The organism is Methylocystis sp. (assembly GCF_046349115.1).
Taxonomy (GTDB): domain Bacteria; phylum Pseudomonadota; class Alphaproteobacteria; order Rhizobiales; family Beijerinckiaceae; genus Methylocystis.
Genome location: NZ_JAXMCX010000006.1, coordinates 133678 through 148794, shown reverse-complemented (window position 1 = coordinate 148794; position 15117 = coordinate 133678). Strand labels below are relative to the sequence as shown.

Genomic DNA, 15117 nt, shown 5'->3' with positions numbered 1-15117 from the left:
TCGGCGACCGCGCAACTGCTCGTGCTGAGCCAAGTGGCGCTGAGCGTGACTTTGCCCTTCGCCGTTGTCCCGCTCGTCGCCTTCACCGCGCAGCGCAGCGTCATGGGCGAACTCGTCGCGCCGAGGCGGACCACCATCGTAGCGGCGGTCATCGCGACGGCGATCATCGCGCTCAATATGAAGCTGCTGTGGGATGCGGTGGCCGGCTGAGCGCCCCGCGCCCGCGACCGACCGCGCCATTGCCATTCCGCCAACTCTGGTTTAGCTCGACGCAGCTTTTCGCCGGAGTTGCGATCGAAATGAAACTGCCCAATCAATTCTACCGTCCGCTCGCCATCGGCGCCCCCGCCCCGCTGCGGGAGCCGCCCGTAAAAGTCGAGCGGATGATTCATTTCGTGCCGCCGCATCTCGAAAAGTTCCGCGCCAAGGTTCCCGAACTCGTCAAACAGGTCGACGTGGTGCTCGGTAATCTCGAAGATGCGATCCCGGCCGACGCCAAGGAGGCCGCCCGCGCCGGCTTCATCGAAATGGCGAAAGCGACCGACTTCGGCTCGACCGGCCTGTGGACGCGGATGAATGCGCTGAACAGCCCCTGGGCGCTCGACGACATGATCGAAATCGTCGGCGCGGTCGGGAATAAACTCGACGTCGTCATGCTGCCCAAGGTCGAAGGTACGTGGGACATCGCCTATCTCGACCAGCTTCTGGCGCAACTCGAAGCGCGCCATGGCGTGAAAAAGCCGATTCTCATTCACGCGATTCTGGAGACGGCGGAGGGCGTCAAGAATGTCGACGCCATCGCTTCGGCGTCGCCGCGCATGCATGGCATTTCGCTGGGGCCGGCCGATCTCGCCGCCTCCCGCGCGATGAAGACGACGCGCGTTGGCGGCGGCCATCCCGACTATAAGGTGATCGCCGACGCCGAGCCGGGGCAGGGGCTGCGCGCCTCCTATCAGCAGGACCTCTGGCATTACACCATCGCCAAGATGGTCGACGCCTGTGCTTCCGCCGGCATCAAGGCCTTCTATGGCCCGTTCGGCGATTTCTCCGACGCGCCGGCCTGCGAGGCGCAGTTCCGCAACGCGTTTTTATTGGGCTGCGCCGGCGCCTGGTCGCTGCATCCCTCGCAGATCGCCATCGCCAAAAAGGTCTTCTCGCCGGATCCGCAGGAAGTTGCTTTCGCCAAGCGCGTGCTCGAAGCGATGCCGGACGGCACCGGCGCGGTGATGATCGACGGACGCATGCAGGACGACGCCACCTGGAAACAGTGCAAGGTCGTCGTCGACCTCGCCAGACAGGTCGCCGCCAAAGACGCCGACTTCGCCAGAATTTACGGACTGTAAGCGCCGCCGGCGGCGCGACGCAATTGACGAGCGTGCGCCGCCTGCGTTAGTAAAAGACAAGTAAACAGCGTGTTAAGGGCGCTTTCGAATGCCGCGCGAGAACGTCGCCAAATTCGCCATCGGCCAAGTGGTCAAGCATCGCCGCTATCCGTTTCGCGGCGTGATCTATGACGTCGATCCGGTCTTCGCCAATACCGAGGAATGGTGGCTGTCGATTCCCGAAGAACTGCGCCCGCGCAAAGACCAGCCCTTCTATCATCTCTTCGCCGAAAACGCCGAAACCGAATATGTCGCCTATGTGTCGGAGCAGAATTTGCTGCCCGACGACAGCAACCGGCCAGTCCGTCACCCGCAGGTCGACGAAACCTTCGAGCGCGATGACGACGGCGTCTATCGCATGCGGGCGCCCAAGCGCCATTGAATCGTTCTGATCCAATGGCCTAGCGCACTGCAAAAAAAAGACGCAGTCGGCAGGATTGACGATTGCGCGAATCGCCCACATCTTGGAGCGAGGTCAAACTTCTTCGCGGGAGAGACCGGCGCTTGCGCCGGCGCCGAAGGCGAAACCGCCCCGGAAACGCTCAGGCTAAAGGACCGCGACGAAGCATAACTCTGGAAAGCGGCGAGGCGCGATAAGCGTTTCGCCCACCGACGGGCGTAACCTGCCGCTTCGGCGCAGGGAAATCTCTCAGGTCACCGGACAGAGGGGGCGCGTTGCAAAGTTAAGAGCTTTGCCGCGCGAACCATGTTCTGTCGGAGTTGACGGTGACCGAGATCGACGTCGCGACCCCTGCGCCAGCGCTGGTCAAACTTCCGCTCGATGCGTTGCATCGGCGGCTTGGCGCGCGCATGGCGCCCTTCGCCGGCTATGACATGCCGCTGCAATACGAAGCCGGCATCGTCGCGGAAACGCTGCATACGAGGCGCGCCGCAAGCCTTTTCGACGTTTCGCACATGGGCCAGGCGATCCTCGGCGGCGCCGGCGCGGCGCGGGCGCTCGAAAGTTTGACGCCGGCGGATTTGATTTCGCTCGCGCCGGAGCGCACGCGCTACACGCAGCTCCTCAACGAGAATGGCGGCATTTTCGACGATCTCATGATCACGCGGCTGCCCGGCGTCGAGGAGCGGCTGCTGCTCGTCGTCAACGCCGCGCGCAAGCAGCATGACTTCGCGCTCATTGGCGACGCGTTGTCGCGTTTCGACTTCAATCCCTTAGACCGCGCGCTGCTCGCCCTTCAGGGGCCGCGCGCGGCCGTGGTCCTCGGCGCACTCCTCCCCGGCGCCGAGGACCTTGCTTTCATGGGCTGGCGCGCCTTCGATTTTGGCGGCGCGCCGCTCTTCGTGTCGCGCAGCGGCTATACTGGCGAAGACGGATTCGAACTGTCGGTGCGCGCCGAACACGCCGAGGACCTCGCGCATCTTCTGCTCGCGCATGAAGAGGTTGCGCCGGCGGGTCTCGGCGCGCGCGACGCTCTGCGCCTGGAGGCCGGCCTGCCGCTCTACGGTCATGATCTCGACGAAACGATCGGCCCGGTCGAAGCGGGTCTCGGCTGGTCGATCGGCAAACGGCGGCGCGCGGAGGGCGGATTCCCCGGCGAAACGCGCATTCGGCAAGGATTAGAGCAGGGTCCGGCGCGCTCGCGCGTCGGGCTGCTTCCGCGCTCGAAGGCGCCGCTGCGCGAGGGCGCGGCGCTTTACGCATCCGAGAATGTCGTCGGACATGTCACGTCCGGCGGGTTTTCGCCGACGCTGCAGCGCCCGATCGCCATGGGCTATGTCGCCATCAAATACGCGCATGTCGGTGAGACGCTGTCGGCGACGCTGCGCGACAGGCGCATCGAAGTCGATGTGGCGGCGCTGCCTTTCGTTCCGCATCGCTATTTCAAACCGCCGGCTGGAAAGGACGCGAGATGAGCGATCTCCGCTACTCCAAGGACCATGAATATCTCGCGCTCGACGGCGATGTCGCGACGCTCGGCATATCGGATTACGCGCAGGCGCAACTTGGCGACATTGTCTTCATCGAATTGCCCGAAGTCGGCAAAATGGTCGCGAAGGGTAAGGAGATCGCCGTCATCGAAAGCGTGAAGGCGGCGAGCGAAGTCTATTCGCCGGTCAGCGGCGAAGTCGTGGAAGTTAATCCGCAGCTCGGCGAAACCCCGGCGCTCGTCAATGACGATCCGCTCGGCCGCGGCTGGCTGGTCAAGCTGCGGATCAGCGATCCCGGCGAATGCGCGTCGCTGATGGATGAGCCCGCCTATTCGAGCTTTCTGAAGACGCTTTGAGCGCAAGGAAAATTAGCGATGCGCTATCATCCGTTGTCCGAGGCCGATCGACGCGCGATGCTCGCGACGATCGGCGTTTCCTCGATCGACGCGCTTTACGCCGATGCGCCGCCTCAGACTCTGCTGAAAACGCCGCTCCCTCTGCCCAATGGCAAGTCGGAGCTCGACGTTGAGCGCTTCTTCTCGCGCCTCGCCGCGCGCAATCTTCCCGCGTCGCGCGCGCCTTTCTTCGTCGGCGCCGGCGCCTATAAGCACCACATTCCGGCAAGCGTCGATCATCTCATTCAACGCTCGGAATTCCTGACCAGCTACACGCCCTATCAGCCCGAAATCTCTCAGGGCACGCTGCAATATCTCTATGAATTTCAGACCCAGGTCGCTCTGTTAACGGGCATGGAAGTCGCCAACGCCTCGATGTATGACGGCTCCACCGCGACCGCCGAGGCCGTGCTGATGGCGCATCGCCTGACCAAGCGGCGCAAGGCGCTTCTCTCCGGCGGCCTGCATCCTCATTACGCCGACGTCGTGCGCACCATCTCGCGCCTTGCCGAAGATGAGGTCGAGACGATGGCGCCCGACATTCGCGCCGTCGAGGATATCGTCGCGCGCATTGACGATACTTTCTCTTGCGTCGTCGTGCAGACGCCCGATGTCTTCGGCAATCTGCGCGATCTTACCGAAATCGCGGAAGCCTGCCATAAGCATGGCGCGCTGCTCGTCGCCGTCTTCACCGAAGCCGTGTCGCTCGGCCTCTTGAAATCGCCGGGCGAGATGGGCGCCGACATTGTCGTCGGCGAAGGCCAGTCGATCGGCAATGCGCTCAATTTCGGCGGCCCTTATGTCGGCCTCTTCGCCACGCGGCATGAATTTTTGCGCCAGATGCCCGGCCGGCTCGCTGGCGAAAGCGTCGACGCCGACGGCAGGCGTTCATATGTGCTGACGCTGTCGACGCGCGAACAGCACATTAGACGCGACAAGGCGACCTCCAACATCTGCACCAACTCTGGCCTCTGCGCGCTCGCCTTCAACATTCATTTGACCTTGCTCGGCGAAGCAGGGCTCGTGCGGCTCGCGCGGGTCAATCACGCCAACGCGGTATTGCTGGCGGAGATGTTAAGCGGCATTCCGAAGGTCGAGGTTCTCAACGAAAGCTTCTTCAACGAGTTCACGCTGCGCGTCGAAGGCGACGCCGCCGCGCGCGTCGAGAACATGGCGGCGCGGGGAGTCCTCGCCGGCGTTCCCGTCTCGCGGCTCTTGCCGAACGCCGGCCTCGACGACCTCCTCATCGTCGCCAGCACTGAAGTCAATACGAATGAAGATCGCGACGCCTTCGTCGCGGCGCTGAAGGAGTCGCTCTGATGCTCGACAGACCTGCGATTGTCGAACCGCTCGACGACGACAGAACTCCCGAAACCTTCACCGGCAATCGCGGGCTCGATCAGGAAGAGCCGCTGCTTTTCGACATCGGCCGCCTCGACGCGACCGGCGTCGATATCGACGCGCCGGCGCCGGTCGCGACACGCCTCGGCGCGCTCGAGCGCAAGACGCCGATCGGTCTGCCGGGACTCACCGAACCCGAGACGATGCGCCATTACGTGCGCCTGTCGCGCAAGAATTATTCGATCGACGCCGGTCTCTATCCGCTCGGCTCCTGCACGATGAAGCATAATCCGCGCAGCAATGAGAAGATCGCGCGCTATGAGGGCTTCGCCGATCTTCATCCGCTGCAGCCGCAATCGACCGCGCAGGGCGCGCTGGCGCTGATGCAGACTCTCGCCGACTGGCTGATGACGCTGACCAATATGCAGGCCGTGGCGCTGTCGCCGAAGGCCGGCGCGCATGGCGAACTCTGCGGCATGATGGCGATCAAATCCGCCATCGCCGCCAAGGGCGAAGGCGCGACGCGCAATGTCGTGCTCATTCCGCAATCGGCGCATGGCACCAATCCGGCGACGGCGGCGCTGCTCGGCTTTTCGGTGCGCGTCGTTCCGGCGGCGCCCGATGGAACGGTGCGCGCCGAGGCCGTGCGGGAGGCGCTCGGTCCCGACGTCGCCGCGATCATGCTGACCAACCCCAACACCTGCGGGTTGTTCGAACGCGAGATCGTCGAGATCGCCGAGGCGGTCCATGCGGCTGGCGGCTATTTCTATTGCGACGGCGCGAATTTCAACGCGATCGCCGGCGTCGCGCGTCCCGGCGACTTCGGCGTCGACGCCATGCATATCAATCTGCACAAGACCTTCTCGACGCCGCATGGCGGCGGCGGGCCGGGCGCCGGGCCGGTGGTTCTGTCGGAACGTCTCGCGCCTTTCGCGCCCGTCCCCTTCATTCGCCGCAAGGGCGACGCGCTGGAGCTTGTCGAAGACGCGGAAGGGACGCAGAGCTTCGGCCGTCTCACCGCCTTCCATGGCCAGATGGGCATGTTCGTTCGCGCGCTCGCCTATATGTTGGCGCATGGCGCCGACGGGCTGGCGCAGGCCTCGAAGGACGCCGTGCTGTCCGCGAATTACGTGCGCGCGTCGCTGCGCGATGTGATGACTCAACCCTTCGGCGATCGCATCTGCATGCATGAAGTTCTGTTCGACGACGCCTGGCTGCGTGGAACCGGCGTGACGACGCTCGATTTCGCCAAGGCGATGATCGACGAAGGCTACCACCCGATGACGATCTATTTCCCGCTGGTCGCGCATGGCGCCATGCTGATCGAGCCGACGGAATCTGAATCGAAAGCCTCGCTCGATCTCTTCATCGCGACGCTGCGCGATCTGGCGCAAGGCGCCAAGGCCGGAGATCTGACGCGCTTCACCCAGGCCCCGCGGCTCGCGCCGCGCCGTCGCGTCGACGAAACGCTCGCCGCGAGAAAGCCGGTGCTGCGCTGGGCGCCGAGCGCCGCGGCTTAACCGGTCACTGCGCCTGGGCGAGCGGCGGCGCCGTCCGCGGCGGCAGGATCGGCAGGACCACTTCCGGCTGGCGCCCGGTCAGCGAATCGAGGAACGCGACAATCTTGTCGGTCTCGTCGGCGCTGAGTTGGGCGCCGAGTTGGCTCTCGCCCATCACCGCGACCGCCTTCTTTAAGTCGAAGGTCGCGCCGGTGTGGAAATAGGGCGCGGTCAGTTCGACATTGCGCAGCGAAGGAACCTTGAAGGCGTATTTGTCGGCGATCGCCTTGGTGACCGCGAAACGGCCCCAGTCGTCGGCCGGCAGATATTCCGGCGCCGGCGGTTTGACCACGCCGAAACGCGCATACATGCCGCCGCCGACATTGACGCCATTGTGGCAGGTCGCGCAGCCCTTATCGATGAACAGCTTCAACCCCTCCTTCTGCGCGTCGGACAGAGCCGCGTCGTCGCCCTTGAGCCAGCGGTCGAAGGGCGCGTCGGGCGTGATCAGCGTGGCCTCGAAGAGCGCGATGGCGCGGCCGATATTGTCATAGGCGACGGGATCGCTCGATTCGGGAAAGGCCTGTTGGAAGGCCGCGACATAGCCGGGGATCGCCTTGAACTGCTCGACCGCATGCTGTTTCGCCGCCGCGTGTTCGGTCGGATTGATCGGCATCGGGCCGCCGCGCGTCTTCAGCATCGCCTTGGGATTGGCCATCACCGAATTGACCACCTGGTCGGCAAGATTGGCGGCGCGTCCGTCCCAATATTGCGACTTGTTGAAAATCGCATTCAGCACGGTGAGCACTTCGCGGCCGGCGAGCTGGGCGTTGTGGCCGCCCGAGAGCTTGCCGCCGTCGACGCCTCCCATGCTGAGATTGTGACAATCGGCGCAGCTCACGTCGCGGGATTCGGAGAGCCGCGGCTCGAAATAGAGCATTTTGCCGAGCGCGAGTTTTTGCGGCGTCGCCGTCTCACCGGAAATCGCCGGCGGGCTCGAAGGAATCGGCTCGAATAATTCCTTCGCGCGATCCCTTAAGGGCACGTCGGCGAGCGCCAGTCCGCCGAAAAGGAGCGCGACAAAAGAGGCGATCAAGGAAAGACGCATGGCGGCGGTCACCTGGATGGAGCTTTTCGTGAAAGGTTGAGCCTTATAACACAGCTATATCAGCGCCGGGCGCGCGTCGGCGAGAGGCGGCCGGCGGCGGCGAAGGGCGGCGAAGCGTCACATGTCACTGGCTCGCCCAGAGGATGCGGGCCATCCAGTTGATCTCGTCGCGGGGAATCGTCCGGTCGGGAAAAGCGGGATTGACCGAGCGCAATTCGATGGTGCGCGCCGTCTCGCGCTTCAGCTCCTTGGCCATGATCTCGCCCGAGGTGGTTTTCACCACCACCCGGTCGCCGCGCCGCACCGGCGCCGCGGGCGAGACGATCACCACATCGCCGTCGCGATAGAGCGGCGCCATCGAGTCGCCGGATATTTCCAGCGCATAGGAACGTTCGTCGGCCCCGGCGAGCACGTCGATCTCGTCCCATCCGGCGCCGGTGGCGAAGCCCGCGTCGTCGAAAAAGCCGCCGACGCCGGCCTGCGCCAGGCCGATCAGCGGCCGTGTGTGGCGCAGGCGACCGGCGGCGCTGTTCGCGGTCACCAGCGTCATGAATTCGTCGAGCCCGGCCCCGGTCGCCGCCAGCACCTTGGCGATCGATTCGGTCGACGGCCAGCGCTGGCGCCCGCTCGGCGTCTCGCGCTTGGAGCGGTTGAAGGTCGTCGGATCGAGGCCGGCCTTGCGGGCGAGGCCCGAGGGCGTCAGCCCATATCGCTCGCCGAGCGCGTCGATCGCCGCCCAGATCTGGGCATGGGTGAGGATATCGGACATTGGCCGGCCGCGAATCGGAAGAATTTCCTATCAGATAGGAATATATCTATTAACCATGCCGCACAATAGGAAATCGCCGCGCTGGGCTGGCGCGGGCCGGGCCGAGCGCCATAACCTCCTCTTCCCGCGAAATCTTTCCTGCCGCTCCAACCGCCGAGCTTCATGTCCCCATCGACCGAGCCCGCGTCGAAGCGCGCGCGCCACGCCTGCCGCCGCTTCTGGCTCGGGATTCTCGCGACCATCATCGTCGCGGGGGGCGCGGCGCTCATCGCCGCCGCCGTTCTCGGCGTCGGCGAATTTTTGTCGTTTCTCCATCGCCTGCCGACGCCGGCGCCGCAGACGGCGGCGGTCACGGCGATCTTCGCGGCGACCTATCTCGTGCTGGCGATCGGCAAGCTGCCCTATTACCGGCTCGACCGCGCCGGCGGGGCGTTGCTCGGCGCGAGCCTGATGATCGGCGTCGGCGCCTTGAGCCTCGACGAAGCCTATCGCGCCATCGATTTCGACGCCATCACTTTGCTGCTCGGCATGATGATCGTCGTCGCCAATCTGCGCCTTTCCGGATTCTTCCGCCGCGCCGCCGATTGGCTGGCGGACGCCGCTCGGCGCCCGATCTTTCTGCTCGTCGCGGTCGCAACCGCGACCGGCTTCTTCTCGGCCTTCCTGGTCAATGACGCGATCTGTCTCGTCATGCCGCCGCTCGTCATCGATCTGACGCAGCGCTTGAAGCGCGATCCGACGCCCTATGTGCTCGCCATTCCGCTCGCGTCGAACGTCGGCAGCGTCGCGACGATCACCGGCAATCCGCAAAATATGATCATCGCCGGCGCCTCCCGGCTCACCTATGGCGAATTCGCCGAGGCGCTGTGGCCGATCGCGCTTGGCGGCGTCGCGCTGACGATCGTTCTGGTGGCGCTCGCCTTTCCCCGCGAACTCCTCTCGCGCGAAAAACTCGCGCCGATCGCGCCGGCGCCGCGGCCCTATCATGCGGCGATCGCCTCAAAGGCGCTGCTGGTCACGGCGGCGATGATCGCCTGCTTTTTCGCCGGGGCGCCGCCGGCGAAAGTCGCGATCGTCGCCGGCGGGTTGCTGCTGCTCACGAGACGCATCGGCTCGAAGAAAATCTACAATGAGATCGACTGGCCGCTGCTGCTGATGTTCGCGGGACTTTTCGTCGTCGTCGGCGCCTTCGACAAGGCAGTGCTGACGCCGGGCGAGGCGGCGGGATTCGACCGGCTGCGTCTCGATCAGGCGACGACTCTCGCGCTGCTTTCCGCCGTTCTGTCCAATATCGTCAGCAATGTCCCGGCGGTTCTGGCGCTGAAGCCCTTCGTCGCGCAGCTGAGCGATCCCAAGCGCGCCTGGCTGATCGTCGCCATGGCCTCGACGCTCGCCGGCAATTTCACCCTCGTCGGCTCGATCGCCAATCTCATCGTCGTCGAACGCGCAAGGTCGCTCGGCGTGAGAATAGGCTTCTGGACCTATTTCAAGGTCGGCGCTCCGCTGACGCTCGCGACGATCGCGCTCGGGCTGTGGAGGTTGTAACCGACTACGCCTCCTCCCCACTCTCCTCCGCGGCGCGCCCCGAAATGCGGCGGCGCGCGTGTTCGCGTCTGATCTTGGTGTTGCGCTCCGCCTGCCGGACGCGCGCCTTTTCGTTGGTCGGCTGCAGCAGTTTGCGGAACTCGTCGCGCTTCTCGTGGATCGAGGCGATGACATAGCCCATCGGCACGCCGATATCGACGAGCACGGTTTCGGCGAGCTGCAGGCTCGCTTCGATGGTTTCGGGAATGGCGTCGCTCGCGCCGAGCTTATAGAGTTCGGTGGCGTGACCCGCGTCGCGGGCCCGGGCGACGATCGTCAGATCGCCGCGTATCTCATGCGCGAGACGGACGATCTCGCCGGTCGCATGGGCGTTTTCGATCGTCACGACGAGCGCGCGCGCCTGCTCCAAGCCGCAGCGCATCAGAAATTCGCGCCTTGTGGCGTTGCCCCAATAGATTTCGACGCCGTCCTCGCGCGCCTCGGTGACGATCGAAACGAGGCTTTCGATCGCGACGAAGGGAATGTCGTGGCGCTTCAGCATGTCGCCGACGAGACCGCCGATCCTGCCGAAGCCGACGATGACGACGCGATTCTCGGCGATTTCGGCCGAGGGCGTAAGATCGGCGTAAAGCGCTTCGTCCTCGGCTTCCGTCGCCGGCGGCGAGAGCGCCGCGCCGAGGCGCCCCAGCCAGGGAATGGCGAAAATGCTGATCGTGACGACGATCATCGCGTCGGCGCCATTGTGGCCGGGCAGCACGCCGACCGCCATCGCCGACGTGAGCAGCGCGAAGGCGAATTCGCCGCCGGGCGCGAGCAGCAGCGCCGCCTCCACGGCGGGCCGCCAGTCGACGCCAAAGAATCGCGCCAGAGCGAAGATGATCGCGCCCTTCACCGCGATCAGCCCCGCCGCGTAAATGAAGATCGGCAAGGGGTCGGCGGCGACCGCGCCAATGTCGAGCCCGGCGCCGACCGACACGAAGAAGAGGCCGAGCAGCAGGCCCTTGAACGGTTCGATCGTCACCTCGACCTCGCGCCGGAACTCGGTCTCGGCGAGCAGCAGGCCGGCGATGAAGGCGCCGAGCCCCATCGAGAATCCGGCCGCCGCGGAAAGCGCCGCCTCGCCGATGACGACCAGCAGACAGGCGGCCATGAAGAGTTCGGTCAGCTGCACCGCCGCGACCATGCGAAACAGCGGGCGCAGCAGCAGCCGTCCGATGAAGATCAGCGCGCCCATGGCGATGACGGCGCGTCCGAACGCCCAGGCCGCCTGTTCGGCGGTGAAGCCGCCGTTCTTGGCCTCGGCGAGCGCCGAGACAAGAAACAGCGCCGGCGCCACCGCGAGGTCCTGCAGCAACAGCACCGAGAAGGCGACGCGCCCCGAGGTCTTGTTCAACCGCCGCGCCTCGGCGAGCACCGGCAGCACCACCGCCGTCGACGACATGGCGAGGGCCAGGCCCATCAGCAGCGCCGGCCCGAGCTGGACGCGAAAATAATAATAGCCCACCGCCGCGAGCACGCCGGCGCAGATCACCACCTGCGCCAGCCCCAGGCCGAAGACGAGCCGCCGCATGCGCGCCAGACGCTCCCAGGAGAGCTCCAGGCCGATCATGAACAGCAGGAAGACGAGGCCGAATTCGGCGAGAACGGAAAGGCCCTCGCCATTGGCGATGGTGAAATAGCGCGCCCATTCTATGTCCGGCGCGAAACGGCCGAGGCCGAACGGCCCCAGCGCCGCGCCGGCGAAGAGAAAGCCGAGCACCGGCGATATCTTGATGCGATGAAACAGCGGGACGACGACGCCCGCCGTGGCGAGAAAGACCAGCGCCTCGCGATAGGTTTCAAGATGGAATGTGCCGCTCATGCCGCCTCGTCGCCCGCGTGTGTCCGCGTGGAAGATAAATCGATCACGCGGCGATTGGGCGATAGGACAGCAAGAGTCGCGCCGCCGGGGGCGTTGGGGACATCGCCCACAGGCGCAACCCTGGCGCTGCTCGCAAAATCAATCCGATTGACGGCACAAACTCTATCTGATTCGGCGGTCGGTTAATCCTGCGCTTTGGCGCCGCCCGTCCGCCGCCAGGTCTCGCCCTTGCAGATCACGCCCCAGAGGCAGCCTTTGAGCGTCAGCTCATTGGCGGACTTTACGGTGATGATCCCGTCGTAAACATTGCCGTCCTTGGTATTGTAGAGCTTGCCGCGCCATTCCTTCGGGCCGTTTCTTGACGCGCCGCGCAGGATCACCGTGCCGATCGCGTGCTGCTCCTCGGCGTTTCGGACCGAAATCAGCTTGGCGCAGAGCAGGCCGCCGCAGTCGTAGAAGCTGAATTGCTGGCCGCCTTCTGGACGCAGCCAGACGCCATAGGGCTCGCCGCCGGCCTGAGCGGCGGGCGCAACCGCGAGCGCCAGAAGGGCGGCGGCGAAGCCTTTCCGCCAGGAAAGATCGAAGACGCGATGAGTCTTTATACGAATTTCGGCTGAACCGTTCGCTCGAGGCGTGTCATTCCCGGCAGGCCGAAGGCCTGACCGGGAATCCAGGGCCACTCCAAGAAAGCTGGTTTTGCTCTGGATTCCCAATCGCGCGCGTTGCGCGCGTCGGGAATGACAGCCGAGCAGATCAAACCGAATTCGTATCATTCGATCGCTCCGCTGTCTCAATGGCGGCGATGTTAGAGGCCCGCGACGCTGATTGTCGAATCCTCGGACCCGGAAGGATGACGTCAATTCGGCTGATCGGGCGGCGAGAGGCCGAGCAGCCGCTCATAGACCGCGAGCGTCGCGCGCTGCATTTCCTCCACCGAGAAGCGCTCCAACACGTTGCGGCGCGCCCGCAGCGCCAGTTCGTCGCGCGCCGAGGCCTTCATGGTCAGCGCCTCGGCGATGGCGTCGGCCAAGGCGGCCGGATCGCCGGGCGGGGTCCGCCAGCCGGTGGCGAATTGGCGCGGGGTCTGCGGCGGCGCCAGAATGATTTCCGGCGCGGCGCCGATGTCGGAGATGATCGCCGGCGCGCCCATCGCCTGCGCCTCGACGGCGATCCGCCCGAAGGCCTCGGGCTCGGTCGCCGGGGCGACGATGACCGCGGCGGCGAGATAGGCGGCGGGCATGTCCTCGCAATAGCCGGCGTTGCGGACGATTCCGCGCAGCCCGGCGCGCTCGATCTGCATCTCGATGTTCTTGCGAAAGGACTCGCTGTGCGGGTCGCCGACGAAGACGACGCGCAGATCGGCGAAGCCTTCCTTGATGAGACGCTTGGCCGCGTCGATCAGCACCGCATGGCCCTTGCGCGCCGACAGCCTTGAAGGCAGCAGGACGACGCGGTCATAGGGCGCCACGCCCCATTCGGCGCGCAGCCGCTCGACGCGGCGCTGGTCGACGGCGGCGGGCGAAAAGGCGCGCAGATCCGCCCCCCGCGGCACGACGACGACGCGCTCGGCGCATTCGGGATGCAATTGCCGGATGCGCTGCGCGGCATAATCCGAAATCGCGATCACCGCGTCGCCGGCCGCCATGATCGCGTTGTAGCGCAGCTTGATCGGCGAGGTTCCGCGATAGGCGCTGTGATAGGTGGTCACCAGTTTCGCGCCGGTCTGGCGGGCGGCGTAATAGGCCACCCAGGCGGGGGCGCGCGAGCGCGCATGGACGATGTCGACGCCCTCGTCGCGGATGATCCGCGCCAGCTGCACGGAATTCAGCGCCATCGCGAAGGGGTTCTTGGTCGCCGCCGGAAACGGCGCCCAGACGCCGCCCTTCGATTGCAACTCGCTGACCAGGCGGCCGCCGCGCGAGGCGACGAGGCAGCGCGCGCCGACCCGGCAGAGCGCCTCGGCGACGTCCACCGTGGCGCGCTCCGCCCCGCCCGACTGGAGGTCCGGCACGATCTGCAGGATCGTGCGACCGGCCAGTCGCTGCTCGGCGGAGACGATCGGGGCGAGCTGTGGCGACATCGCTTGGCTAATGGGGGCCCCGGACAGAATCGTCCGGCCCTCGCATTCTGTTGCGAATTTCTTTACCAACTATGAGCGCAACCGCTATTTTCAATGATGACGGCTCCTTACTCGACATGCGGAAATAGAAGCGCCAATCATGGCGCGTTTCCGCCTCTCCCCGTTTACGGGGAGAGGGCAGGGTGAGGGGCTCGGGAGCTTAGCGCCGGATGCGGATGACGCCAGCGAATCCGTGGACTTCATCGGCCGTGCTGAAAATACGCCCGGCCCCTCGCCCCAACCCTCTCCCCGCAAGCGGGGAGAGGGGGCGCGCGTTCGAACGATTCGATCGTTTCGCCACCTCGCGATAGACTTTGACGGGACGCGTTTGCCGGACGATCTCGACTTCATCGACATTCAAAATCCCGCCGGCGGCGCCTGGCGCATCGCGAGGCGTCTGCGCCCCGCGACGGCGGACGGCGCGAACGCCCCCGGCCTCGTCTGGCTTGGCGGTTTCGCCTCCGATATGGACGGGACCAAGGCAAGCTTTCTCGACGACTGGGCGCGCGCGCGCGGGCGCGCCTATCTGCGCTTCGACTATTCCGGCCACGGCCGCTCGGAAGGGCGTTTCGAGGACGGCTCGATCGGCGACTGGCTGGAGCAGAGCGTCGCCGTCTTCGAGCGCTCGACGCAGGGGCCGCAGATCGTTCTGGGCAGTTCGATGGGCGGCTGGATCGCGCTGCTTCTGGCGCGGCGACTCGCCGAAAAAGGCGAGAGCGCACGGCTCGCCGGGCTCATTCTTCTCGCCCCTGCGGTCGATTTCACCGAGGCGCTGATGTGGGAGCGTTTCGACGAAGCGACCCGCCGCGAGCTCATGGAGAAGGGCGTGCTGCCGGCGAAGGAGCCGGATCACGGGCCGGTCACGCGGCGGCTGATCGAAGAGGGGCGCAACCATCTGATGCTCGGCGGCCTCATCCGCGCTTACGCCCGCGTGCATATTCTGCAGGGGATGCGCGACGAGACCGTGCCCTGGCGGCACGCGCTGACGATCGTCGAACATCTTGACGCCGACCCGGCGACGCTGACCTTCATCGCCGACGGCGACCACCGGCTGTCCCGTCCCGAAGATCTCGCCCAACTCGCGGCCGCGGTCGAGATGATGAGCGCGCCGCCTCCAGGCGAGCCGCCGCCGACGCGGTTCGATTGAGGGGGGCGACGTGTTGTGTTGCTTGTGTCGCACCTGGACAGGCTTGCCCGCTTGACGCGCG

The 15117-nt window shown here is 65.7% G+C and carries 14 protein-coding genes and 1 riboswitch; of the genes, 9 read left to right on the top strand and 5 right to left on the bottom strand.

Annotated features, from left to right (window positions below):
- The 7 genes from U1E20_RS15070 to gcvPB all read left to right on the top strand — a co-directional run.
- Positions 1-210 (top strand): divalent metal cation transporter (locus U1E20_RS15070; RefSeq protein ID WP_409981441.1); only part of this gene is annotated, 210 nt, incomplete at its 5' end.
- Between the two features lie 89 nt (positions 211-299).
- Positions 300-1343 carry an HpcH/HpaI aldolase/citrate lyase family protein gene (locus U1E20_RS15065; protein ID WP_409981440.1) on the top strand — a complete coding sequence of 348 codons (1044 nt, stop codon included), beginning with the start codon at positions 300-302 and terminating at the stop codon, positions 1341-1343.
- Positions 1344-1431: 88 nt separating this feature from the next.
- Positions 1432-1764, top strand: coding sequence for a heat shock protein HspQ (hspQ, locus tag U1E20_RS15060; RefSeq protein WP_409981439.1), 333 nt, complete (start codon positions 1432-1434; stop codon positions 1762-1764).
- Between the two features lie 96 nt (positions 1765-1860).
- Positions 1861-1950, top strand: a riboswitch (glycine riboswitch).
- A gap of 158 nt (positions 1951-2108) precedes the next feature.
- Positions 2109-3257, top strand: coding sequence for a glycine cleavage system aminomethyltransferase GcvT (gcvT, locus tag U1E20_RS15055; protein WP_409981438.1), 1149 nt, complete (start codon positions 2109-2111; stop codon positions 3255-3257).
- Complete coding sequence (gcvH, locus tag U1E20_RS15050) at positions 3254-3628, top strand: glycine cleavage system protein GcvH (protein ID WP_409981437.1); 375 nt, start codon at positions 3254-3256, stop codon at positions 3626-3628. The genes gcvT and gcvH overlap by 4 nt, the downstream gene beginning before the upstream one ends.
- Before the next feature lie 18 nt (positions 3629-3646).
- Positions 3647-4987 carry an aminomethyl-transferring glycine dehydrogenase subunit GcvPA gene (gcvPA, locus tag U1E20_RS15045; RefSeq protein WP_409981436.1) on the top strand — a complete coding sequence of 447 codons (1341 nt, stop codon included), beginning with the start codon at positions 3647-3649 and terminating at the stop codon, positions 4985-4987.
- Positions 4987-6528 carry an aminomethyl-transferring glycine dehydrogenase subunit GcvPB gene (gcvPB, locus tag U1E20_RS15040; RefSeq protein ID WP_409981435.1) on the top strand — a complete coding sequence of 514 codons (1542 nt, stop codon included), beginning with the start codon at positions 4987-4989 and terminating at the stop codon, positions 6526-6528. Before gcvPA ends, gcvPB begins: the two co-directional genes overlap by 1 nt.
- Before the next feature lie 4 nt (positions 6529-6532).
- Here gcvPB and U1E20_RS15035 read toward each other — a convergent pair whose 3' ends face one another.
- Together U1E20_RS15035 and U1E20_RS15030 are read right to left on the bottom strand one after the other, a co-directional pair.
- Positions 6533-7615 carry a cytochrome-c peroxidase gene (locus U1E20_RS15035; protein WP_409981434.1) on the bottom strand — a complete coding sequence of 361 codons (1083 nt, stop codon included), beginning with the start codon at positions 7613-7615 and terminating at the stop codon, positions 6533-6535.
- 124 nt (positions 7616-7739) lie between these two features.
- Complete coding sequence (locus U1E20_RS15030) at positions 7740-8384, bottom strand: helix-turn-helix transcriptional regulator (RefSeq protein WP_409981433.1); 645 nt, start codon at positions 8382-8384, stop codon at positions 7740-7742.
- Positions 8385-8546: 162 nt separating this feature from the next.
- Between U1E20_RS15030 and U1E20_RS15025 the strand changes: the two genes are divergently transcribed.
- Complete coding sequence (locus U1E20_RS15025) at positions 8547-9929, top strand: SLC13 family permease (RefSeq protein WP_409981432.1); 1383 nt, start codon at positions 8547-8549, stop codon at positions 9927-9929.
- Between the two features lie 4 nt (positions 9930-9933).
- Here U1E20_RS15025 and U1E20_RS15020 read toward each other — a convergent pair whose 3' ends face one another.
- The 3 genes from U1E20_RS15020 to U1E20_RS15010 form a co-directional block, all read right to left on the bottom strand.
- Positions 9934-11790, bottom strand: a complete 1857-nt coding sequence (locus U1E20_RS15020) for a cation:proton antiporter (RefSeq protein ID WP_409981431.1) — start codon at positions 11788-11790, stop codon at positions 9934-9936.
- Positions 11791-11972: 182 nt separating this feature from the next.
- Positions 11973-12470, bottom strand: a complete 498-nt coding sequence (locus U1E20_RS15015; protein ID WP_409981430.1) for a DUF2147 domain-containing protein — start codon at positions 12468-12470, stop codon at positions 11973-11975.
- A 176-nt stretch (positions 12471-12646) separates the two neighbouring features.
- Positions 12647-13870, bottom strand: a complete 1224-nt coding sequence (locus tag U1E20_RS15010; protein WP_409981429.1) for a glycosyltransferase family 4 protein — start codon at positions 13868-13870, stop codon at positions 12647-12649.
- Between the two features lie 367 nt (positions 13871-14237).
- Here U1E20_RS15010 and U1E20_RS15005 point away from each other — a divergent pair, with 367 nt between their 5' ends.
- Positions 14238-15056, top strand: a complete 819-nt coding sequence (locus U1E20_RS15005; protein ID WP_409981428.1) for an alpha/beta hydrolase — start codon at positions 14238-14240, stop codon at positions 15054-15056.
- Positions 15057-15117: the final 61 nt, after the last annotated feature.

What these genes read in the sequence shown, in the direction of transcription:
- U1E20_RS15065 (WP_409981440.1), top strand. Translation starts at nt 300, where the DNA reads ATGAAACTGCCCAATCAATTCTACCGTCCGCTCGCCATCGGCGCCCCC.
- hspQ (WP_409981439.1), top strand. Translation starts at nt 1,432, where the DNA reads ATGCCGCGCGAGAACGTCGCCAAATTCGCCATCGGCCAAGTGGTCAAG.
- gcvH (WP_409981437.1), top strand. Translation starts at nt 3,254, where the DNA reads ATGAGCGATCTCCGCTACTCCAAGGACCATGAATATCTCGCGCTCGAC.
- gcvPA (WP_409981436.1), top strand. Translation starts at nt 3,647, where the DNA reads ATGCGCTATCATCCGTTGTCCGAGGCCGATCGACGCGCGATGCTCGCG.
- gcvPB (WP_409981435.1), top strand. Translation starts at nt 4,987, where the DNA reads ATGCTCGACAGACCTGCGATTGTCGAACCGCTCGACGACGACAGAACT.
- U1E20_RS15035 (WP_409981434.1), bottom strand. Translation starts at nt 7,615, where the DNA reads ATGCGTCTTTCCTTGATCGCCTCTTTTGTCGCGCTCCTTTTCGGCGGA.
- U1E20_RS15030 (WP_409981433.1), bottom strand. Translation starts at nt 8,384, where the DNA reads ATGTCCGATATCCTCACCCATGCCCAGATCTGGGCGGCGATCGACGCG.
- U1E20_RS15025 (WP_409981432.1), top strand. Translation starts at nt 8,547, where the DNA reads ATGTCCCCATCGACCGAGCCCGCGTCGAAGCGCGCGCGCCACGCCTGC.
- U1E20_RS15020 (WP_409981431.1), bottom strand. Translation starts at nt 11,790, where the DNA reads ATGAGCGGCACATTCCATCTTGAAACCTATCGCGAGGCGCTGGTCTTT.
- U1E20_RS15010 (WP_409981429.1), bottom strand. Translation starts at nt 13,870, where the DNA reads ATGTCGCCACAGCTCGCCCCGATCGTCTCCGCCGAGCAGCGACTGGCC.